Annotated in this window: 23 protein-coding genes; 4 read left to right on the top strand and 19 right to left on the bottom strand. The window is 42.1% G+C overall.

Features of this window, described 5'->3' with window-relative positions; genetic code table 11:
• Positions 1-94: 94 nt before the first annotated feature.
• Positions 95-415 (top strand): DMT family transporter, encoded by a 321-nt coding sequence (locus EFB00_RS07025; RefSeq protein WP_122646148.1) that lies wholly within the window; start codon positions 95-97, stop codon positions 413-415.
• A gap of 161 nt (positions 416-576) precedes the next feature.
• Here the strand turns inward: EFB00_RS07025 and tuf are convergent, their stop codons facing one another.
• The 4 genes from tuf to rpsL form a co-directional block, all read right to left on the bottom strand.
• A complete protein-coding gene (tuf, locus tag EFB00_RS07020) occupies positions 577-1,764 on the bottom strand; it encodes an elongation factor Tu (RefSeq protein ID WP_122646147.1) in 1,188 nt (395 codons plus the stop codon).
• Positions 1,765-1,912: 148 nt separating this feature from the next.
• Positions 1,913-3,997 (bottom strand): elongation factor G, encoded by a 2,085-nt coding sequence (gene fusA / locus EFB00_RS07015; protein WP_122646146.1) that lies wholly within the window; start codon positions 3,995-3,997, stop codon positions 1,913-1,915.
• An 85-nt stretch (positions 3,998-4,082) separates the two neighbouring features.
• A complete protein-coding gene (rpsG, locus tag EFB00_RS07010; RefSeq protein WP_122646145.1) occupies positions 4,083-4,553 on the bottom strand; it encodes a 30S ribosomal protein S7 in 471 nt (156 codons plus the stop codon).
• A 72-nt stretch (positions 4,554-4,625) separates the two neighbouring features.
• Entirely contained in the window at positions 4,626-5,039 is a 414-nt protein-coding gene (gene rpsL / locus EFB00_RS07005) for a 30S ribosomal protein S12 (RefSeq protein WP_010734475.1), read from the bottom strand.
• 303 nt (positions 5,040-5,342) lie between these two features.
• Here rpsL and rpiA point away from each other — a divergent pair, with 303 nt between their 5' ends.
• From rpiA to gpmA, 3 genes are all read left to right on the top strand, one after another.
• Complete coding sequence (gene rpiA, locus EFB00_RS07000) at positions 5,343-6,026, top strand: ribose-5-phosphate isomerase RpiA (RefSeq protein ID WP_122646144.1); 684 nt, start codon at positions 5,343-5,345, stop codon at positions 6,024-6,026.
• 130 nt (positions 6,027-6,156) lie between these two features.
• A complete protein-coding gene (locus EFB00_RS06995; RefSeq protein ID WP_122646143.1) occupies positions 6,157-6,732 on the top strand; it encodes a recombinase family protein in 576 nt (191 codons plus the stop codon).
• Between the two features lie 189 nt (positions 6,733-6,921).
• On the top strand, positions 6,922-7,608 hold the full coding sequence (gpmA, locus tag EFB00_RS06990) for a 2,3-diphosphoglycerate-dependent phosphoglycerate mutase (protein WP_122646142.1): 687 nt from the start codon (positions 6,922-6,924) through the stop codon (positions 7,606-7,608).
• A 57-nt stretch (positions 7,609-7,665) separates the two neighbouring features.
• On the opposite strand, the gene EFB00_RS13435 is transcribed toward gpmA, so the two are convergent.
• The 15 genes from EFB00_RS13435 to EFB00_RS06920 all read right to left on the bottom strand — a co-directional run bounded on the left by EFB00_RS13435 (position 7,666) and on the right by EFB00_RS06920 (position 22,315).
• Entirely contained in the window at positions 7,666-7,821 is a 156-nt protein-coding gene (locus EFB00_RS13435; RefSeq protein ID WP_164709443.1) for a P-loop NTPase family protein, read from the bottom strand.
• 191 nt (positions 7,822-8,012) lie between these two features.
• Positions 8,013-9,200, bottom strand: coding sequence for an iron-containing alcohol dehydrogenase (locus tag EFB00_RS06985; protein ID WP_122646141.1), 1,188 nt, complete (start codon positions 9,198-9,200; stop codon positions 8,013-8,015).
• A 28-nt stretch (positions 9,201-9,228) separates the two neighbouring features.
• Positions 9,229-9,936, bottom strand: a complete 708-nt coding sequence (deoD, locus tag EFB00_RS06980) for a purine-nucleoside phosphorylase (RefSeq protein WP_122646140.1) — start codon at positions 9,934-9,936, stop codon at positions 9,229-9,231.
• 21 nt (positions 9,937-9,957) lie between these two features.
• Positions 9,958-10,767: a purine-nucleoside phosphorylase gene (locus EFB00_RS06975; RefSeq protein ID WP_122646139.1), complete on the bottom strand. Its 810-nt coding sequence runs from the start codon at positions 10,765-10,767 to the stop codon at positions 9,958-9,960.
• Between the two features lie 10 nt (positions 10,768-10,777).
• A complete protein-coding gene (deoB, locus tag EFB00_RS06970) occupies positions 10,778-11,944 on the bottom strand; it encodes a phosphopentomutase (RefSeq protein ID WP_122646138.1) in 1,167 nt (388 codons plus the stop codon).
• Positions 11,945-12,330: 386 nt separating this feature from the next.
• Complete coding sequence (locus EFB00_RS06965) at positions 12,331-13,284, bottom strand: ABC transporter permease (RefSeq protein WP_122646137.1); 954 nt, start codon at positions 13,282-13,284, stop codon at positions 12,331-12,333.
• Positions 13,284-14,435, bottom strand: coding sequence for an ABC transporter permease (locus EFB00_RS06960; RefSeq protein ID WP_206423466.1), 1,152 nt, complete (start codon positions 14,433-14,435; stop codon positions 13,284-13,286). The genes EFB00_RS06965 and EFB00_RS06960 overlap by 1 nt, the downstream gene beginning before the upstream one ends.
• Positions 14,428-15,969 (bottom strand): ABC transporter ATP-binding protein, encoded by a 1,542-nt coding sequence (locus EFB00_RS06955; RefSeq protein ID WP_122647061.1) that lies wholly within the window; start codon positions 15,967-15,969, stop codon positions 14,428-14,430. Before EFB00_RS06955 ends, EFB00_RS06960 begins: the two co-directional genes overlap by 8 nt.
• Before the next feature lie 326 nt (positions 15,970-16,295).
• Complete coding sequence (locus EFB00_RS06950; RefSeq protein ID WP_122646135.1) at positions 16,296-17,408, bottom strand: BMP family lipoprotein; 1,113 nt, start codon at positions 17,406-17,408, stop codon at positions 16,296-16,298.
• Between the two features lie 64 nt (positions 17,409-17,472).
• Positions 17,473-17,871: a cytidine deaminase gene (locus EFB00_RS06945; RefSeq protein ID WP_164709442.1), complete on the bottom strand. Its 399-nt coding sequence runs from the start codon at positions 17,869-17,871 to the stop codon at positions 17,473-17,475.
• A gap of 7 nt (positions 17,872-17,878) precedes the next feature.
• Positions 17,879-18,541, bottom strand: a complete 663-nt coding sequence (gene deoC / locus EFB00_RS06940; protein ID WP_122646134.1) for a deoxyribose-phosphate aldolase — start codon at positions 18,539-18,541, stop codon at positions 17,879-17,881.
• Positions 18,542-18,553: 12 nt separating this feature from the next.
• Positions 18,554-19,855: a pyrimidine-nucleoside phosphorylase gene (locus EFB00_RS06935; protein ID WP_122646133.1), complete on the bottom strand. Its 1,302-nt coding sequence runs from the start codon at positions 19,853-19,855 to the stop codon at positions 18,554-18,556.
• Positions 19,856-19,981: 126 nt separating this feature from the next.
• Positions 19,982-20,998, bottom strand: a complete 1,017-nt coding sequence (locus EFB00_RS06930) for a LacI family DNA-binding transcriptional regulator (RefSeq protein ID WP_122646132.1) — start codon at positions 20,996-20,998, stop codon at positions 19,982-19,984.
• A gap of 143 nt (positions 20,999-21,141) precedes the next feature.
• Positions 21,142-21,744 (bottom strand): class I SAM-dependent methyltransferase, encoded by a 603-nt coding sequence (locus tag EFB00_RS06925; RefSeq protein WP_122646131.1) that lies wholly within the window; start codon positions 21,742-21,744, stop codon positions 21,142-21,144.
• Positions 21,737-22,315: an SGNH/GDSL hydrolase family protein gene (locus EFB00_RS06920; RefSeq protein ID WP_122646130.1), complete on the bottom strand. Its 579-nt coding sequence runs from the start codon at positions 22,313-22,315 to the stop codon at positions 21,737-21,739. Before EFB00_RS06920 ends, EFB00_RS06925 begins: the two co-directional genes overlap by 8 nt.
• Between the last annotated feature and the right edge of the window lie 77 nt (positions 22,316-22,392).

The raw sequence follows: 22,392 nt of genomic DNA, 5'->3' as shown, positions 1-22,392 counted from the left end.
TTAATTATCACTACCGGGTGATAGAGGCATTTAGTGAACTCATTAGGTCTTTGCAGAGTTCACTAGATGCCTTTTTTTGAGGGAGGAATCGGAAATGACATGGATTTTTTTATTTTTAGGAGGGGTCTTTGAAGTAGTTTGGGCTACTACAATGAAGCTGAGCAATGGTTTTACTAATATCTGGTATAGCTTATATACCGTCATAGGAATGATCTTCAGCTTCGGTTTTTTGGCATTGGCAGTCAAACATATACCATTGAGCATCTCTTATCCGGTCTGGACAGGAATCGGCGCTGTCGGATCCATTATCATAGGGGTTGTATTATTCAAAGATCATCTTTCGTTTGCTACATGGATATTTGTAGCCATGCTGATCGTCGGCATCATCGGTATCAAAGTAACGAGCGGGCATTGAATCACAACGTTGGTACTAAAAATTACCTTTTTTACTGCATACATTAATAGAAAAAACAGCATCCGGCAATATCGACCGCACGCTGTTTGAAATGAGTTATGGTACAAAAAAAGAGCGAAGACCGCAAGGGTCTCGCTCTTTTTAAATCAGTTAATCAAAAATTAACCGATGATTTCTGTAACAACGCCTGAACCAACAGTACGTCCGCCTTCACGAATTGAGAAACGAGTTCCGTCTTCGATAGCGATTGGGTGGATCAATTCAACGTCCATTGATACGTTATCGCCAGGCATAACCATTTCAGTTCCTTCTGGCAATTCAACAACACCAGTTACGTCTGTTGTACGGAAGTAGAATTGTGGGCGGTAGTTTGTGAAGAATGGAGTGTGACGTCCGCCTTCTTCTTTAGTTAAAACATAAACTTCTGCTTTAAATTTTGTATGTGGAGTGATTGTACCTGGTTTAGCCAATACTTGTCCACGTTGGATGTCATCGCGAGAAACCCCACGAAGCAATGCGCCGATGTTGTCTCCAGCTTCAGCGTAATCCAATAATTTACGGAACATTTCAACACCAGTAACAGTTGTTTTCGCAGTTTCTTCAGCGATACCTACGATTTCAACTTCGTCACCAACGCGAACTTGTCCACGTTCAACACGACCTGTAGCAACTGTACCACGACCAGTGATTGAGAATACGTCTTCCACTGGCATCATGAATGGTTTGTCATGGTCACGTTCTGGAGTTGGGATATATTCGTCAACTGCAGCCATCAATTCTAAGATTTTTTCTTCGTATGAAGGGTCGCCTTCTAAAGCTTTCAATGCTGAACCAGCAACGACTGGAGTGTCGTCTCCTGGGAAACCATATTCAGACAATAGGTCGCGTACTTCCATTTCAACTAATTCTAATAATTCTTCGTCGTCAACCATATCCATTTTGTTCAAGAAAACAACGATGTAAGGAACACCAACGTTACGTGACAATAGGATGTGTTCACGTGTTTGAGGCATAGGACCATCAGCAGCAGAAACTACTAAGATCGCACCGTCCATTTGAGCAGCACCAGTGATCATGTTTTTAACATAGTCCGCGTGTCCTGGGCAGTCAACGTGAGCGTAGTGGCGGTTTTCTGTTTCATATTCAACGTGAGCTGTTGAGATAGTGATTCCGCGTTCGCGTTCTTCTGGAGCTCCATCGATTTGGTCATAAGCTGAAGCTTGAGCCAAACCTTTTTTAGATAATACAGTTGTGATAGCAGCTGTTAGAGTTGTTTTACCATGGTCAACGTGTCCGATAGTACCGATGTTTACATGGGGTTTAGAACGGTCAAATTTTTCTTTTGCCATTTTAATATGTTCCTCCTAAAAATAAAATTGTATTTTTATCTGATAGGTAAGCAATCAAAAATGATTGCTTGCCCTTATCATCGTTAATTATTGTACACGAAACTTCTCAAAAAATATAGTTCTTTTAAGAAAATGCTAGACAGTTATCTTATTCAGATTTTCCGCCATTTTTCTTAATGATTTCTTCTTGAACAGATTTCGGTACATCTTCATAGTGGTCGAATGTCATTGTAAATACACCGCGACCTTGTGTTGCTGAACGTAATGTCGTTGCATAACCGAACATTTCAGCAAGAGGAACCATTGCACGAACAACTTGTGAGTTACCACGTGCTTCCATTCCTTCTACGCGTCCACGACGAGCAGTTACGTGTCCCATAACATCACCTAAGTAATCTTCAGGAACAACGATTTCTACTGACATGATTGGTTCAAGGATAACAGGATTTGCTTTCTTAGCAGCAGCACGTAAAGCCATTGAAGCCGCTACACGGAAGGCTGTTTCACTTGAATCGACATCATGGTAAGATCCATCGTAAAGTTTCGCTTTGATGTCTACCATTGGGTAACCGGCAAGGACACCATTTTCCATGGAGTCTTTCAAACCAGCTTCAACAGCAGGGATATATTCACGAGGAACGACCCCACCGACGATGGCATTTTCAAATTCGAAACCAGCGCCCTCTTCGTTTGGTGTGAATTCGATCCATACGTGACCGTATTGACCTTTACCACCAGACTGACGGACGAATTTACCTTCTGCTTCAGTTGAAGAGCGGAAGGTTTCACGATAAGAAACTTGAGGTGCACCAACGTTTGCTTCTACTTTGAATTCGCGACGCATACGGTCAACGATGATATCCAAGTGAAGCTCACCCATACCAGCGATGATAGTTTCACCAGTTTCAGGGTTTGTTTCGGCACGGAAAGTTGGATCTTCTTCAGATAGTTTTTGCAATGCGATACCCATTTTATCTTGGTCAGCTTTTGATTTAGGTTCAATAGCGACTTGGATAACTGGTTCTGGGAATTCCATTGATTCAAGAATTACTAGATTCTTTTCATCACATAGTGTGTCCCCAGTTGTTGTATCTTTCAAACCAACAGCCGCTGCGATATCTCCAGCATATACTTCAGAGATTTCAGAACGAGAGTTAGCGTGCATTTGTAGGATACGACCAACACGTTCGCGTTTGTCTTTTGTCGCGTTACGGATGTATGAACCTGACTCCAACACACCTGAGTAAACACGGAAGAAAGTCAAACGACCTACGAATGGGTCTGTCATAACTTTAAATGCTAAAGCTGAGAAAGGAGCGTTGTCGTCGGCTGGACGTTCAACTTCTTCATCAGTTTTAGGATCGATCCCTTTGATTGCAGGGATATCTAATGGAGATGGCAAGTAATCGATAACGGCATCCAATAACAATTGAACCCCTTTATTTTTGAAAGCTGAACCGCAAAGAACTGGGTAAAATTCTACAGCAGTTGTAGCTTTACGGATTCCTTCTTTAAGTTCCGCTTCAGTGATTTCTTCGCCTTCCAAATATTTCATTGTTAGGTCTTCATCAGTTTCAGCAACAGCTTCAACCAATTTTTCGCGCCATTCTTCAGCCAATTCGCGGTAGTCTTCAGGAATCTCAGTTTCTTCGATTTCTGTACCTAGATCGTTGGTGTACATTTCAGCTTTCATCTTCACTAAGTCGATAATACCAGTGAAGTCATCTTCTGCACCGATCGGTAATTGGATTGGATGAGCGTTTGCTTGCAAACGATCGTGTAAAGTAGATACAGAGTATAAGAAGTCTGCACCGATTTTATCCATTTTGTTTGCAAAAACGATACGTGGAACACCGTAAGTTGTTGCTTGACGCCAAACTGTTTCAGTTTGAGGTTCAACACCTGATTGCGCATCAAGAACAGTTACCGCACCGTCAAGCACGCGTAATGAACGTTCTACCTCAACGGTGAAGTCCACGTGTCCTGGGGTGTCGATGATATTGATACGATGACCTTTCCATTGTGCTGTTGTTGCAGCAGATGTGATCGTGATACCACGTTCTTGTTCTTGTTCCATCCAGTCCATTTGGGAAGCTCCTTCGTGAGTTTCGCCGATTTTATGGATTTTACCTGTATAGTACAAGATACGTTCTGTCGCAGTCGTTTTACCAGCATCGATGTGGGCCATGATACCAATGTTACGAGTGTTTTCAAGAGAAAATTCTCTAGCCATGCTACTTTGTTCTCCTCTCTTTTTCTAAATAACTAAATTCATTGTTATACCTTCTGGGGACAGAGTGTCCAACACAGAGAGGATCTTACCAACGATAGTGAGCAAATGCGCGGTTGGCTTCTGCCATTTTGTGTGTGTCTTCGCGTTTTTTCACAGAAGCGCCAGTGTTGTTAGCAGCATCCATGATTTCTTTTGCAAGACGTTCTTCCATTGTGTGTTCGCCACGCAAACGAGCGTAGTTTACCACCCAACGAAGACCTAAAGTCGTACGACGTTCAGGGCGAACTTCAACTGGTACTTGATAGTTTGAACCCCCAACACGACGAGCTTTAACTTCCAATACAGGCATAACATTTTTCATTGCTTGTTCGAAAACTTCCAATGGATCGTTACCTGTAGATTCTTTGATAATGCCAAATGCATTATAGATAATATTTGCAGCAATCCCGCGTTTTCCGTCAACCATTACACGGTTGATCAAGCGAGTTACTAATTTTGAGTTATAAATAGGATCTGGTAAAACATCACGTTTTGCAACAGGACCTTTACGAGGCATCCGTAACTCCTCCTTCCGAAATATTTCTTCTATTAAAAAATAGAATCATTTGTATAATTTTTTTGAAGCAGATTAAGCTTTAGGTCGTTTTGTACCATATTTAGAACGAGATTGTTTACGATCGTTTACACCGGCAGTATCCAATGCACCACGAACGATATGATAACGTACCCCTGGTAAGTCTTTTACACGTCCACCACGCAACAATACAACACTGTGTTCTTGCAAGTTGTGGCCGATACCTGGGATATAAGCTGTTACTTCGATCAAGTTAGACAAACGAACACGCGCATATTTACGTAAAGCTGAGTTCGGTTTTTTCGGTGTCATTGTTCCCACACGAGTTGCTACCCCACGTTTTTGAGGTGAGTTCACATTCGTTTGAGTTTTTTTGAAACTGTTATATCCTTTGTTCAAAGCAGGTGAATTTGATTTTTCAACCTTGGATTTACGAGGTTTACGTACTAATTGATTAATTGTAGGCATCCCTAGTTGTCCTCCTTCCTTTATTCGCTTTTCTAGTCCCACACATCCAGGTGGGTCTTTTTTCGCGATAAAAAATAATGCATCCTCTGCATTGATTATCAGTTGTACTTCCACAGTCAGCACGTCTCCAACGAGAGACCTGTATATAAAGCACCTTTGATAGGATATCATGATTAAAACAAGGTGTCAACCGACTGTCCTTATTTTTTGACGATTTTTTTTATGGTTTTCCCGGATTAAAGCTGTTCTTTTTTTTCATTACCTATTAAAATGGAACAGACACTAAATAAAGGCGGGATAATGATGAATTTGAAACAAATGGTCGGCATCGAAGCAACAAAATTTATTGAAGACGGAATGATCGTCGGTTTAGGAACGGGGTCCACAGCTTACTATATGGTAGAAGAAGTTGGTCGTTTGATTCGCGAAGAAGGGTTGTCCATTACTGGTGTGACGACATCCAATGCGACAAAAGAACAAGCTGAAAAATTAGGGATTCCTTTAAAAACCATTGATGAAGTTTCTCATGTAGATGTAACCATCGATGGTGCGGACGAGATCAGTGCAGACTTCCAAGGGATCAAAGGCGGCGGCGCAGCATTATTATTTGAAAAGATCGTAGCTACCTATTCCAACAAAGTGATCTGGATCGTCGATCACTCAAAAATGGTCGAACATTTGGGGGCATTCCCTCTGCCAGTTGAAGTCATTCCTTACGGCAGCCAACAGATCATGCGGATCTTTAATGAAAAAAATTATCACCCTGTCTTGCGAACAAATGAAAACGGCGAATATTTGCGTACAGACAGCAACAATTATATTATCGATCTGCATTTGGAAACTATCACTGACCCCCATGCTTTGGCAAACGAATTAGACAAAATGGTAGGCGTTGTAGAACATGGGCTATTTTTAGATATGGTAAATACAGTGATTGTAGGATATGATGACGGACCAAGAATCCTTACACCTCAAGGTCAAAAATAAAAATTGCTATTTTTTATTCAAATTATGCAAAAAAAATTGACTTTTAAGCCACAAAAGAGTAATGTTTTATTGAATTTGCGTTACATTCTTCTTAATTGAATAAAGGTAAAGGTGAGAGAGGAAAAAAAGCATGAAACTTATTGGCTATGCACGAACAACGATAAACGACGCTGGAACAGACACACAAACAATGACCCTATCCGACTATGGCTGCGATAAAATTTTTCTGGATTCTTTCGATCAAGATGAAAATCAGTATGACTTGGAAAATGTACTCGCACAATTAGAATCCGGCGATACATTAGTAGTTTGCGACTTGCATCGTTTAGGTCGTTCTACCCGTCAGCTGACAGATTTGACTCGTGAATTTCAAGACAGAGGCATTAATTTGGTCAGCCTTGCTGAAAAGATCGACACACGGGAACCAATGGGAGAAATTTATTTCCGGCTAATGGATGGACTGGCAAATATGGAATGCGCATTGATCAAAGAAAGAACGTTGGTAGGATTGAACAATGCCCGTAAAAAAGGCAAAATCGGCGGACGTCCTAAGATCGATCCAAAAATCGTCAAGAAAATCCGACGTCTGTACTATGAAAAGAAAGAAACTATTCAATACATCTCAGCAAAATGCGGCGTTTCAGTCGGAACTTGCTACAAATATATCAATTTACCAGATGAAGAAGTTTTAAAAATAGTTGACTAAAAAAGATTGGATCACCGTTTTTAATCGGTTGATCCAATTTTTTATTCTGTTTGTTTTTTAGAAAATCAGGTTAAATTCGGGATTTTATAAGCAAGAAAACAGATTTCGATGGAAATATCCCCAAAAACATTGTACAATAAACAAGAAATTGAAAATTTCAGAAACTAGATATATAAAGGAGAGTTTTTCATGCCAAAATTAGTTTTTTCTCGTCATGGATTAAGTGAATGGAACAAATTGAACCAATTTACTGGTTGGGCAGACGTTGACTTGGCTCCAGAAGGTGTCGAAGAAGCAAAAGAAGGCGGCCGTAAAATCAAGGAAGCCGGCATCGAATTCGATGTTGCGTTCACCTCTGTTTTAACTCGTGCGATCAAAACATGTAACCTGATCTTAGAAGAATCTGATCAATTATGGGTTCCACAAATCAAATCATGGCGCTTGAACGAACGCCACTACGGTAAATTACAAGGATTGAACAAAAAAGAAACTGCTGAAAAATACGGTGACGAACAAGTTCACATCTGGCGCCGTTCATACGATGTATTGCCTCCATTGATGGAAGCAGAAGACGAAGGTTCAGCAGCACAAGACCGTCGTTACTCAATGTTAGACCCTCGCGATATCCCTGGAGGAGAAAACTTGAAAGTTACTTTGGAACGTGCATTACCTTTCTGGCAAGATCAAATCGCTCCTGCATTGAAAGACAACAAAACAGTTTTAGTTGCTGCACATGGTAACTCATTACGTGCATTAGCAAAACATATCGAAGGTATTTCAGACGAAGATATCATGGATCTTGAAATCCCAACAGGTCAACCACTTGTTTATGAATTGAATGACGACCTTTCAGTAGCGAAAAAATACTACTTATAAGATCATCTGAATCAAACACAAAAGATCGACTGCTTTTATCGGCAGCCGATCTTTTTTTCAATAAATTGTAGCTGCCATGATTCCCGCAAAACAACTCCCTATTGGTCCGATAAATCCGAAGATCTCTCCTGCATCGATCGACAATTCAATATTTTCTATTCCCCGCTGACTTCCGTAAAATTTAGACAGCTGTCGGATCTCGATCATTGCCATCACTGCTCCTCCTTTACCCTCCAATAGAAAACGCTATCTACTATTAGTAGATAAGCTGAGTACCTAAACTAGCAAAAAAACGGCTTATAGAGCACACTTGCAAACAAGTGTAACGGAACAAAAAAATACGAATCCATCCCTAAAGAATGAACTCGTATCTTTCTAATAACCTGATCGATTAAGTTAGTTTATTATAGAAAATTTGTTTCTGTCAGACTTGCTTGATAGATTGCCACGACATCGTCGGCTTGCAAAGGTACAAAAGCATCTGTTGCAATAGTACTATGGGCAACTGCTTGGCTAGCCATTTCCGCAAAATCGCGGTCGTCGTTGATCCCAACTTCCGGTAAAGTCATTGGGATACCGCAAGCTTTGAAAAAGTCATAAGTTTTTTGGATCGCCATCCGTGCCGCAAGTTCAGGTACGGCTTCATCGATTCCCCAAACTTCTTTAGCAAAGCGTGCGAATTTACCCACTGTTTGCTCGTTCAAGACATGTTCCATCCATCTCGGTGTCAAGATTGCCAGACCGATTCCGTGAGTGATATCGTAAAAAGCACTCAATTCATGTTCCATCGGATGGCAAGACCACGCGCCAGAGCGGCCTTTGCCGACTAATCCATTCAACGCCAATGTACTTGCCCACATCAAATTTGCCCGCGCGTCATAATCATTAGGTGTTTCTAGTGCTATCGGTAAATTTTTGATGACAGCTTTCATCAAACCTTCTGCCACACCATCTTGGACATCAGTGCCTTGGGTCTTGTTGAAATAGATCTCAAACAAATGACTCAAAATATCTGCAGAACCTGCTGCTGTTTGGTATTGATTGACTGTAAATGTATTTGTGGGATCTAAAAACGAAACTTTTGGTAAAAAGTTTTCACCATGGATCCCTAATTTTTGTTTCGTTTCTAAATTGGAGATTACAGCTCCACGGTTCATTTCACTCCCTGTCGCCGCCAGTGTCAAAACGGTGACAAGTGGTAACGCCGGGCCATCATAGCGGCGTTTCAATACCATTTTCCAAGGATCTTCTTGGCTGATTGCCGCGCCTGCGATTACTTTACTGCAATCAATGACCGATCCGCCGCCAACTGCCAAGATCACTTCGATCTCATGCTCCTGACATAACGCTGCCCCTTTTGCCACAGTTTCTACACGGGGATTCGGTTCTACACCGTTCAATTCGTATATCTCGTTGTCGTTAGCTTTCAATAAAGCAATAATCGCATCATATAAACCATTCCGTTTGATACTGCCGCCGCCATAAACCAGCAGCACTCGTTTACCGAATGTATCCAAAACAGCTGGTAATTCACTTAAACGATCTTTACCAAAACGAATATCTGTTGCAACATCAAATGTAAAATTTTCCAAGAAAAATCCCTCATTTCATTTTTTGAATTTATGGGCGGATGGCAGTTTCCAAACCAACTTCAATCATATCATTAAATGTAGTTTGGCGTTCTTCAGCAGAAGTGGCTTCACCGGTTACGATATGATCACTTACTGTACAAATCGCTAGAGTTTGAACATGGAATTTTGCGCCTAAGTAATACAAAGCCGCAGCTTCCATTTCAACTCCCATCACGCCTAACTCAGCCAGTTTAAGAGTTTCTGTCATATCATCTTTATAGAATGTGTCCTCTGACAGTAAATTTCCTACATGCGTCGTATATCCTCTTTCTTTTGCGATTTCATAGGCTGTTAGTAATAAATCGAAATCAGCGATGGGCGGATAATGAAAGCTGGTGAAGTTTTTCGCCACCATTGAAGAACTTGTCGCTGCCGCTTGACCGATCACTAGATCACGAACATGAACATCTTTTGAGATTGCCCCGCAAGTACCCACACGGATCAATTTTTTCACGCCATATGATGTGATCAATTCTTGAGCGTAAATGCTGGCTGAAGGCATCCCCATCCCGGTTCCTTGAACGGAGATCCGTTCGCCTTTATAAACACCGGTATATCCTAACATTCCGCGGACGTTATTGTAACAGATTGGATCTTCCAAAAAATTTTCAGCAATATACTTTGCTCGTAAAGGATCTCCTGGTAATAATATTTTATCGGCGATTTCGCCTTCTTTTGCTTCGATATGAACGCTCATAAAAAAGCTCCTTTCACGTTGTTATAGTGCAGCCAAAGTTTCTTTGACCAATGATTTGAATTCCGCCTTCACACGATTGGTCGTTTCTACGACTTCTTCATGGTTCAGGCTTGCCTGCATTCCAGCAGCCAGATTGGTAATACATGAGATGCCTAAAACTTTCAATCCACTGTGAACAGCGACGATCACTTCCGGAACCGTAGACATCCCCACGGCATCTGCTCCCACGATTCGTGCAAATCGGATTTCTGCAGGTGTTTCATACGTCGGACCGGAAAAGCCCATATAAACACCCTCTTGCAAGTGAAGTTGACGTTTTTCTGCGATTTTTTTCGCTGTTTCGCGATATTCCAACGTATACGCATTACTCATATCAGGGAAACGCGGACCGATCTTTTCATCATTAGCGCCGATCAATGGATTGTCGCCAGTAAAGTTGATTTGATCGGTAATCAGCATCAAGTCCCCCGGTGCGAAGCTTTCATTTACACCGCCACAAGCATTTGTCACGATCAACGAATGAGCCCCTAAAGCCGCCATCACACGAACAGGATAAGTGACTGTCTGCATCGAATGTCCTTCGTAATAATGGAAACGCCCTTGCATCGCTAATACTTTTTTACCGGATAATTCACCGTAAACAAGTTGTCCAGCATGCCCAACAACTGTTGAAACAGGAAAATGCGGGATATCATTGTAAGAGATTTTGATTGGTTCAGTGATCTCATCAGCTAGTTCTCCGAGACCTGATCCTAAGATCAATCCGAAGTCGATGTCTTTCACTCCGGCATTTTTAATGAATTCCAGTGTTTGATTGATTTGTTCAGTCATTGGTACACTCCTATTTTAAAAGATTTAAGAAACTTTGACCATTTTCAGTGGCAGGTACATTGAAGTTTTCCGCGATCGTCGCCGCGATATCGGAATAAAATCCTTGAGGCAATTCGCCTTGTTCTTCGAATTTTTTGCTATACACTAGCAACGGCACATATTCGCGGGTATGGTCGGTACCTGTGAAGGTTGGGTCGTTCCCATGGTCAGCTGTGATCATCAACAGATCATCTTCTTCCATAGCATCCATTAATTCTGGAATTCGTAAATCGAAATCTTCGATCGCATGAGCATAGCCTACTACGTCCCGACGATGACCGTATAATGCATCAAAATCTACTAAATTCGTAAAGCTTATTCCTGTGAACTCTTTTTTCATAACTTTCAATAATTGATCCACACCGTCCATGTTGCTCTTTGTGCGGATGGCTTCTGTTACCCCTTGGCCATTGAAGATATCATTGATTTTACCCACAGCGATTACATCTTTGCCGCTGTCTTTCAAAGAATCCAAAACAGTTTTTCCAAATGGATCAAGCGCATAGTCATGACGATTGCTGGTGCGGGTGAAATTACCAGGTTCGCCGACGTATGGACGGGCAATGATTCGACCGATCATATAAGGTTCATCTTTCGTGATGTCCCGAACGTATTGGCAGATTTTATACAATTCTTCTAATGGGATAATTTCCTCATGGGCTGCGATTTGCAACACAGGGTCAGCAGAAGTATAAACGATCAGATCACCAGTTTTCATTTGGTGTTCGCCATAATCATTGATTACTGCTGTACCTGAATAAGGTTTGTTGCAGACGATCTTGCGTCCAGAAAATTCTTCGATCTGCTTCAGCAGTTCATCTGGGAATCCGTCTGGAAATACCCGAAACGGCTTTTTGATATTCAGTCCCATGATTTCCCAATGTCCTGTCATCGTGTCTTTACCGACTGAAACTTCTTCAAGTTTCGTTGCATATCCTTTGTGATCGCTGACAGCTTTGACCCCTTCAAGCGGACGGATCGTTCCCAATCCCAGATTTTCTAAATGCGGGATCGTCAGTCCAGCTTTTTGTGCGATATGGCCTAATGTATCAGAACCTACATCGCCAAATTTTTCAGCATCTGGCGCTTCGCCGATACCAACTGAATCCATTACAATCAAATGTACACGTTTAAACATTTCTTTTCCCCACTTTCATTTATTTATATGTCTATCTTACTAAAGAAAGACTGAAATGACTTGCCTAAACTTTGTAATTATCTAAATATCTTTTTTGGGCATCTCACAAAGTCTGGTGTTTTATTTCCAATCAAGCGTCAATCCTGGTGTTTCTGCGAGATGTCACTACGCTCTCTGCGCTCGCCTACTACTGTTCATCATCTGGCCGCTCGCTAAAGCGAGCCAGTCGCAGTAATTCGGTGTGATGTCACTACGCTCTCTGCGTTCGCCTAGTACTGTTCATCATCTGCTCTGTTCTGCTAAAGCGGACCAATCGCAGTGATTCACAGCAAAAGGGCGGGACGAAGCAACATTGTCCCTTAGTCCCACCCTTGAATACATAATGATTATTTTGATTTGATATAGTTTGTTCCGTTAGCTTTTGGTCCTGAGGCTTTACCTAGGAAGATGACTAACACGATAATTGTTAAAACATATGGTGCTGCTTGCAGGTAAACGTCTGGGATCGATGAGATCAATGGCAGTCTTGAACCGGCGATACTGATATTTTGAGCGAAACCAAAGAATAGCGCCGCTCCCATCGCGCCAAGAGGATTCCATTTACCAAAGATCATGGCAGCCATCGAAATGAACCCTTGTCCGGCGATCGTCGTTACCGCAAAACGCCCGGCGATGGATTGCGCGAACAATGCACCACCCATTCCGCCTAAGAAACCTGAGATCAAAACGCCGGAATAACGCATCGCATAGACGTTGATCCCCAGAGTATCTGCTGCTTGAGGATGCTCACCTACTGAGCGCAAACGTAATCCGAATTTTGTTTTGAAAATAACAAACCATGCGATAACAGAAATCAAGATTGCTACATATGCAGGTAATAACGTATTAGTAAAGAAGATTCTTCCGATGATCGGAATATCTTTCAAAACAGGGAAACTATAATAACCGAAGATCTCAGTGATATTATCTGTTTGACCTTTGCCATAGATCGCTTTGACTAAGAAAATCGACAAAGCCGGCGCCATCAAGTTCATAACTGTCCCACTGATAATGTGATCGGCACGGAAATTGATCGTTGCTACGGCGTGCAGAATAGAAAAGACCATCCCCGCTAAACCACCGACTAAAACACCGACCCAAGGCGTCCACGAACCTAATTGATCCGCCATCTCGATATTGAAGACGATCGCACTGAATGCGCCCATAACCATGATTCCTTCAAGTCCGACGTTGACGATCCCGCTGCGTTCAGAAAAGACACCGCCTAAAGCCGTTAGAATCAATGGAGAGGCGTAAACAAGAGTTTGGGTCACGATCGAGGCGATTAAATTGATATCCATTAGATAGTTCCCCCTTCTTTATCCTGGTCACTTGGTGTAGCCTCGATATCTTTAACCACAGCTACTTCTTTTTTTGAACCGAATAATTTCGCTAAAGCGACCCGGATCACAAAGCTGATACCTACAAAGAAGATGATGATCGCAATATCCACGTCCACTAATTCAGGCGGGATACCGGCAAACTGCATTCCTTGTCCGCCAAGTTTCAAGATACTGAATAAAAATGCTGACAATAAGATTCCGATCGAGCTGCCGCTTCCTAATAAAGAAACCGCCATTCCGTCAAAACCGATACTCAATGAAGTTCCTTGAACAAAGAAGTTTTGGAAAGTTCCCAAACCTTGGACAACTCCACCAAGACCAGCCAATGTTCCGGAGATAACCATTGAGATGATGATCGTCCGTTTACTGCTCATACCAGCATATTCTGAAGCAAATGGATTCAAACCAACTGAACGGATCTCATAACCAAGTGTAGTTTTCTTCATCAAAAACCATACCAGAATTAAGAAAATAAATGCTAATAAGATACCCATATTCAACCGTGAACCATTACTTATTTCGCTCAAAAAAGGAATCCGTAATGATCCATTGGTACCCACCATTTTTGTGACACCCTTGTTGCTCATCAAGTTTTCATTCATGACATTGTTGACGATATGCGTACTTGTATACAGTAACACGTAGTTCATCATAATCGTTACGATAACTTCACTAGTACCAAAGAACGCCCGTAAAATCCCAGGTATCGCCGCAGCGATCGCCCCTGAAACCGCACCAGCCAAAATTGCTAATGGCAATACCACCGCTTTAGGTGCGTCAGGCATTTCCAAGGCTACCCAGATACTTGCTACCCAGCCGCACAGCGCTTGACCGGAAAGCCCGATATTGAAGAAGCCGGCAGAGTTGGCTACAGAAAAGCCAAGTGCGGTAAAGATCAATGGTCCAGCTGTTACAAAAATCTCACCGATATTTCTAGGATTCAGTGCCTTCGTTTGTGGATTTAAAAAAGCTGTTTCAATCATTCGTTGATAACCGGCGATTGGATTGTAGCCAAAAGCCGCCATGATGATACCGCCGATCAAGAATCCTAGTAAGACAGCAATGACCGGCACAAGAATATTTCTGATTTGTTCTGAACGTTTATACAACTGGCTCACCTGCTTCCGATTTTTCTAATTCAGCGCGAGCTTCTTCTAATGAGTACCCGGCCATCAATAAGCCCAATTCATTTTCAGTGGTTTCTTTCGGATCAACGATACCAACGATCTCGCCGGCATGGATTACTGCGATCCGATCAGAAACATTCAGAATTTCTTCTAATTCAAAGCTGACTAGCAACACCGCTTTGAATTTATCCCGTTGTTCGATCAAACGTTTGTGGATAAATTCGATAGCACCAACGTCTAGTCCCCGTGTTGGGTTGGCTACGATCAGCAGATCAGGATCTCGGTCGATTTCCCGAGCAATGATCGCTTTTTGCTGATTACCACCTGACAATGATTTAGCAGGAACTAATTCATTGACTGTCCGCACATCGAATTCTTTGATCAAATCGCGGGCTTTTTCATTGATTTCGTTATAATTCAAAACACCATGTTTGCTTAGCGGTTCATGATAATAAGTTTGCAGACCAATGTTTTCTGCTAGTGTCATATCTAAAACCAAGCCATATTTGTGGCGGTCTTCTGGAACATGTCCTACACCACTTTCGGTGATTTGTCTTGGTTTTTTATTCGTGATATCCTCACCATTCAGTTTGATCGTACCATTTTCGACTTTGCGCAATCCCGTTAATGCTTGGATCAATTCTGATTGACCGTTGCCGTCGATACCAGCGATCCCCAGCACTTCACCGGCTCGTACTTCCAAGTTTAGATTCTTCACAGCAGAGATTCCGCGGCTTTCTTTAACTTCCAAGTTTTCAATAGCCAGCACCACTTCTTGCGGGTTCGCATCTTTTTTCGGTGTTTTGAAAGATACGGCGCGTCCTACCATCATATCAGCCAACTGTTGTGAAGTAACATCTTTCACATCAACAGTCCCGATTCCTTGCCCACGGCGAATAACTGTACAACGGTCTGCCACTTTTTTGATTTCATCTAATTTATGTGTGATCAAAATAATAGATTTGCCTTCTTTGACCAACCCTTGCATAATGACAATCAGTTCTTCGATTTCTTGCGGTGTCAACACAGCTGTTGGTTCGTCAAAGATCAAAACATCTGCTCCACGGTATAATGTTTTCAAAATCTCTACCCGTTGCTGCATCCCAACCGAAATATCGCTGATCCGTGCGTCCGGATCAACTGAAAGACCATATTGTTCAGATACCTTTTGGATTTCTTTCCGCGCTTTTTTGCGATCGATAAAACCAAAATGACTCGGTTCGCTTCCTAAGATAATATTTTCCGTGACCGTGAAGGCATCAACCAGCATAAAATGCTGATGCACCATGCCGATCCCCAATTTATTGGCTGCGGTAGGACTCGTAATAGACACTTTTTGACCATTCATGAGAATGTCGCCAGAAGTCGGTTCTAGTAAGCCTGATAAAACGTTCATCAGAGTTGATTTACCGGCACCGTTTTCTCCCAGCAAAGCATGGATTTCTCCTTGTCTCACTTTTAGATTGATATCATCATTGGCTTTGAATGTCCCGAAGATTTTAGTAATGTGACGCATCTCGATGACATAATTTTCTTCTTGAGCCAAAACTTTCACTTCCTTTTTCTTTTGTTCAGCTGCAACGACCAGACATTTTTATACTTCAATAAACCAAGGAAATCGTTTCCTTATGAAAAATCCCCCAAATCACTCTTTCATAAAGAACGATTTTTTTATGAGAACTGGAACCATGATCCAAGTCTGCCAAACTAGAAAACACCCGAACAATACTGCTGCTGTTTAATAGCTTCTTGGTACAAACCACTAGTGGTTTGTACCAGAGCTATCTAGTTCGTGTATTTTGATCAGCGTTGACTTATATCATAATTCCAGTCGATCAATTATTATTTCTCTGGTGTTTCTGGTACTTCAACTTTACCATCAATGATTTCTTGTTTTGCATCTTGGATAGCAGATTTAGCTTCGTCTGAAAGGAATCCTTCAGTCAAATCAACACCGCCGTCTTTCAATCCGTAAACAAGGTGTTCTCCACCAGGGAATTTATCATTCAATGCGCGAGTAGAGATATCTTGAACAGCTGCACCTACACCTTTAAGTGTTGAACATAATGTGAAGTTATCATCTTCGCCGTCTGCTGTTTTGTATTCACCTTCAGCTTGTTGGTCGCTATCTACACCGATGACCCAAACTTTTTTGTCGTCATCTTTGTTCAATTTTTGGTTAATTGCTTTTGCTTCTTGGAAGACACCAGCACCGGTACCGCCTGAAGCATGGAAGATCACATCAACGCCGTCTTGGAACATAGCAGCTGCTAAAGCTTTCCCTTTTGCAGGGTCGCCGAATGATGCTGCGTATTTTACGTCTACAGTGATTTCTTTACCTAATTTTTCAGCTGTGTCTGCTACACCTTTTTCAAAACCAGCTTGGAAACGGTCGATAACGACACCTTCTTCACCACCGATGAAGCCGACTTTGTCGTTTTTAGTTGTTTCAGCAGCTGCAACCCCAGCTAGATAAGAAGCTTCGTTATCTTTGAAGGTTGCTGATACGACGTTGTCTTTGCCTTCAATGACAGAATCGATGATCCCGAAGTTTGTATCAGGATTTGCATCCGCTGCAGTTGAGACTGCGTCTGCTAACAAGTAGCCGATACCAAAGATCGTATTGAAACCATTAGATACAGCTGAATCGATATTCGTTGTATATTCTGAAGCATCGTTTGATTGGATATAGTCATAACCGCCTGTACCTCTTGCGATGTTATGTTCTTTCCCCCATGCTTCAAGACCTTCCCAGGCAGATTGGTTGAATGAACGGTCATCAACACCGCCGATATCAGTAACGATCGCTACACTGTGTTCAGCATCTGTTTTTCCATCTGATGCTCCTCCGCCGGTTGAATCAGTAGATCCGCCATTGCCGCCGCCACACGCGCCTAAAACTAGAGCACTTGTTAGAGCTAATGCGCCAAGACCAAATACTTTTGCTGTCTTCATTTTTGTAAATCCCCCTAAAATAATTTTTATTTTTCAACAGCCACGCGGACTGAATGAATCTGAATCATAGATCTTTTTCTGTAAAAGCGTATGGCAGCAGCTCCCGTACACTCATTTCTTTGATGGCTCCGTTGTCTCCTACCAAAGTCACCGGCATGTCTGGGTGGCAAAATTCTGCCATCACTTGTCGGCAAGCACCGCATGGTGAGATTGGTTCCGGTGTATGCCCAGCTACTACCAGATGACTGAATTCTCTTTCTCCTTCAGAAACTGCTTTGAAAAACGCTGTTCGTTCCGCGCAATTAGTCAACCCGAAAGAAGCATTTTCGATATTGATGCCTTGATAGATTTTTCCGGATTTCGTCACTAGACAAGCTCCTACTGGAAAATGTGAGTAGGGAACATAGGCTTTATCTAATGCCTCAGTTGCCGTGCTGATCCATTCTTCTTTTGCTTCCATCATTTTCTCCTTAATAGCCTGCTCCAGTTGATCCTGTGACGATTGCAACACTGGCACTTGTACCTAAGCGGTTGGCACCGGCTTCCACCATTGCCATTGCTTCTGCTTCGTTGTGGATACCGCCAGATGCTTTAACACCCATTTCTGGACCGACTGTTTCCCGCATCAAGCGTACATCTTCAGCTACCGCACCGCCTGTTGAGAACCCAGTCGATGTTTTAACAAAGTCTGCGCCGGCTGCTTTCGCTAATTCACAAGCTTTGACGATTTCTTCTTTATCTAATAAAGCTGTTTCGATGATCACTTTAACTAATGCACGATCTTTTGCCGCTTGGACAACTGCTTCGATATCACTTTGGACTTTTTTGTATTGTTTTGATTTCAATGCGCCGATATTGATGACCATATCGACTTCATCTGCACCGTTGTTGATAGCGTCTGTCGTTTCATATGCTTTGACTTCAGATGTGTTGGCACCTAAAGGAAAACCGATAACTGTACAAACGGCGATTGGTTCGCCAGCTAATTTTTCAGCGGCAAATTTCACCCATGTTGGATTGATGCAGACAGAGTAGAAGTGATATTTTTTTGCTTCATCAATGATACGTAAAACATCCTCTTCTTTTGCTTCGGGTTTTAAAATTGTGTGGTCGATCATTCTGTTTAATTCCATTTTTTTCTCTCCTTATTCTGTAATGATATCGTGGATCAATGGCGGTTCTTCGCCGTTTTCACCGATTTCAATATTCGCGTATAGCAGTTTTTTGACATCTTCGACAGCTTCTTTGTTGCTGTAGATCGTTAGTAGCGATTCGCCTTCTGCTACTTGATCGCCGATTTTTTTATGGAGTTTCAAGCCGACAGCGTAATCGATGCTGTCTTCTTTTGTTTGGCGTCCGGCTCCCAGCATCATAGCGGCGATCCCGATTTCGTTTGCGACTAATTTAGTAACGACACCAGATGTTTGTGCAGGTAATTCTATTTCATATTTGGCAGTCAGCAATCTCTCGGGATGGTCGACGACTTGTTCGTCTCCACCTTGGTTGCGGATCATTTCTTTGAATTTTTCTAGCGCTTTGCCGGAATGTAATGCTTCTTCCAACATGCTTCGGGCTTCTTCAAGAGTCGCGGCTTTTTCAGCTAACACGACCATTTGGCTGCCTAGGACATAACACATTTCTAAAAGATCCTCGGGGCCTTTGCCTTGCAGCGTTTCGATTGCTTCAACGACTTCCAAACTATTGCCGATTGCTTCACCTAATGGTTGTGACATATCAGAAACGATCGCCATTGTTTGTCGATTGGCTAATTTGCCGATCCGTACCATCGTATGAGCTAAACGGCGGGCATCTTCAAGATTTTTCATGAAGGCGCCGTCTCCTGTAGTCACATCCAAAACGATCGCATCTGCACCGGCCGCGATTTTTTTGCTCATGATGGAGCTTGCGATCAACGGAATTGAATTGACAGTTGCGGTAACATCTCGCAATGCATACAATTTTTTGTCCGCTGGGGCTAGTTCGCTGGACTGGCCGATGACGGCTACTTGGCTTTCGTTGACGATCTCGGTGAATTTTTCATCAGAGAGTTCGATTTTAAAACCGGGGATCGCTTCTAGTTTATCCAATGTTCCACCGGTGAATCCTAATCCACGTCCCGACATTTTAGCTACAGGAACACCGACACTGGCTACTAATGGCGCCAAGATCAATGTCGTAGTATCACCGACACCGCCTGTCGAATGTTTGTCTACCTTGATCCCTTTAATCGAAGAAAGATCGATCACTTCTCCTGAGTAGGCCATCGCTAATGTAAGATTCGTGATTTCTTCGTCAGTCATATCTTGATAAAAAATTGCCATCAATAACGCACTCATCTGATAATCAGGAATCGTTCCATTCGTGTATTCTTTTATAATAAAGTCGATTTCTTCTTTAGATAACACATGTCCGTCACGCTTCTTTTCGATCAAATCCACCATTCGCATTGTTTTACCCCCTATACCTCTAATTATTATACAACATTCTGGCTTCTGGTAAACCACTTTAGTAAAACAGTTTACTAACTCTGTAAAACTTTAATTAAGCGCTTACAAAAGGAATATACAGTATTCTTAATCGGTTGTCAATGGCCTCACACTCTCACGAATAATTAATTTAGTATCGAAAACTTTATTCGGGATTCGCTTTTCAGGAAACTCGATTGCATCGACTAAAAACTTGGCTGCATGGAAACCAATATCAAAGCTCGGCTGTAAAACCGTAGTCAATGGCGGTGTCACGTATTCCGAAAGTTTCAATCCGTCAAATCCTACCACGGAGATATCCTCAGGAACCTTTTTCCCAAGCTCATAGATAGCTTGATAACAACCGATCGCCATCGCATCATTGCTGCAAAAAATCGCTGTGATCTCCTTTTGTTTCAATAATTCTTTCGCCGCCTCATAGCCTCCGGAAACGGTCAGCTCATTGATGACGATGTATTTGTTTTTATAAGAGATTCCATGATCCTTCAATGCATTTCGATAACCGTTATAACGTTCTTCCAATTGATAATAACCGGTACTTTCTTTCAGCATCCCGATATGACGATGACCGTTTTCGATTAGGTAGGAAACAGCTTGGTAGGCGCCTTCGTATTCTTTGACGATCAAGCGGCCCCGGCTTCTTTGATTGATCCCGCGATCGATCAAAATCATAGGGATATTGCGATAAAAAGAACCATCCAGTTTATACTCTTCCGGCAATTTGTTGGGTGTTGCCAATAAGATACCATCAACGGAACGATGACTGAGTTCTTCGATATAGCTCAGCTCTTTTTCCTGACTTTGCTGCGAATTGCACAGCACGATCATATAACCTAGTGGATTGACGTAGCGTTCGACCCCTTCGACGATTTTAGAAAAGAAAAAATCCGTGACATCGGGGACGATCATACCAATCGTTTTCGAATGACGGTTGATCAGATTAGAAGCAAAAAAATCCGGTTTGTATTGGTATTTATTAACGATTTCCCAAACACGCCGCCGCGTCTCATCGCTAAAACGTGTGCCTTTGTTATTGAGAATTTGTGAGACCGTTGTTACGGAGACCCCTGCCATTTCGGCGATTTGTCTGATTGTCAGCTTCATTTTTCCACCTCTTTTATCTTACAATCCAGTGTACCAAATTTTTTTCTAAAAAAATAGCCGATTTTCATCCTACAAAAAATCGGTTTCAGAGTTAGTAAAACAAAAAGCAGAGTTGCCCTTTTGATAGGAAACTCTGCTTAAAATCATGCTTTGACACTTTGGATGATGTAATAGCCTTTGTCTTTGTGGATGATTTCCGCATTGCCGAACACTTCTGCCATTTTCTTTTTCGCGCTGGGAGCGCCTTGTTTCTTTTGGATCACGATCGTCAAGGTACCTTCTGGCTTCAATAGATCGTAAGCTCCTTCTAAAATCTCATGAACAACCTCTTTGCCTGCTCGAATCGGCGGATTGCTGACGATGGCTGCGTAAGAAGTTTGATGAACATCTTTATAGATATTAGAAGTATGGATATCAACGTTTTTTATATGATTTCGTGCTGCATTGCCTTTTGCCAGATCAACAGCCCGCTCATTGATATCGATCATCTCTACCGGACGCTGAAAGGCAGCTGCCAATGACAAGCCGATAGGTCCATAACCGCAACCGACATCCAACAGGGTCCCTTCCGGCAGATTTTCGTCAGACATCGCATCGATCAATACCCGCGATCCGTAATCAACAGTTTTTTTAGAAAAAACGCCGCTGTCTGTTACAAATTGAAAGGTTTTGCCTTTTAGTTCAAATTGCCATTCTTCAAAATCATGCGCCGTGTCAGGACGTTCTGAATAATAATGGTTAGTCATTTGTTTCTCTCCATTTATTTTTTATCTCTTTAGCGATCAATTCACCTAGCAGCTGATAACCGCTTTTTGAGGGATGCAAACCATCTTCTTGCAAATAATCTTTCGGTGAAGCAAGTGTCATGTAATGGTACACATCGATAAAGCTGACATTGTTTGCTTCAGCTGTTTTTTGCGCAGTGGCGCGATACTCTTGTAAAATTTCGGGATCAGTTTGTGTCTTGATGCTTTCATCTACATAGCTGGGACCGACTAAGATCACTTTTTCAGCTGAAAAGGCGTGGATCATCTTTTGCAGATTTTCTTGATAATCCGCTTGATTGTCCCGGATATTGATAGCATCATTGATCCCCACATTCAACACGAAGATGTCCGGTTTTTCCATGACAGCTGTATCGATTTTTTCAAGAGCAGAAGCTGTCGATGCTCCCCGTACCCCTAAATTGACGACTTCTACATCGGAAAATCCTTGTTTTTCCAGCTCGTCTTGAATACTTTCATCTAATATAGCTGTTTCTTCGCCATTATACAGTCCTGCAGCGATGCTGTCGCCATAAATCACAATTTTTTTCATTTAATGCTGACTTCCTCTCGTTTCTTTGACTTCATCTTAGCACAAAGGAAAAACGACTGCATTTATTTTTGGTTTCT

This window comes from Enterococcus mediterraneensis, from assembly GCF_900604485.1.
Taxonomy (GTDB): Bacteria; Bacillota; Bacilli; order Lactobacillales; family Enterococcaceae; genus Enterococcus_C; species Enterococcus_C mediterraneensis.
This window is presented reverse-complemented; position numbering and strand designations above follow the sequence as displayed.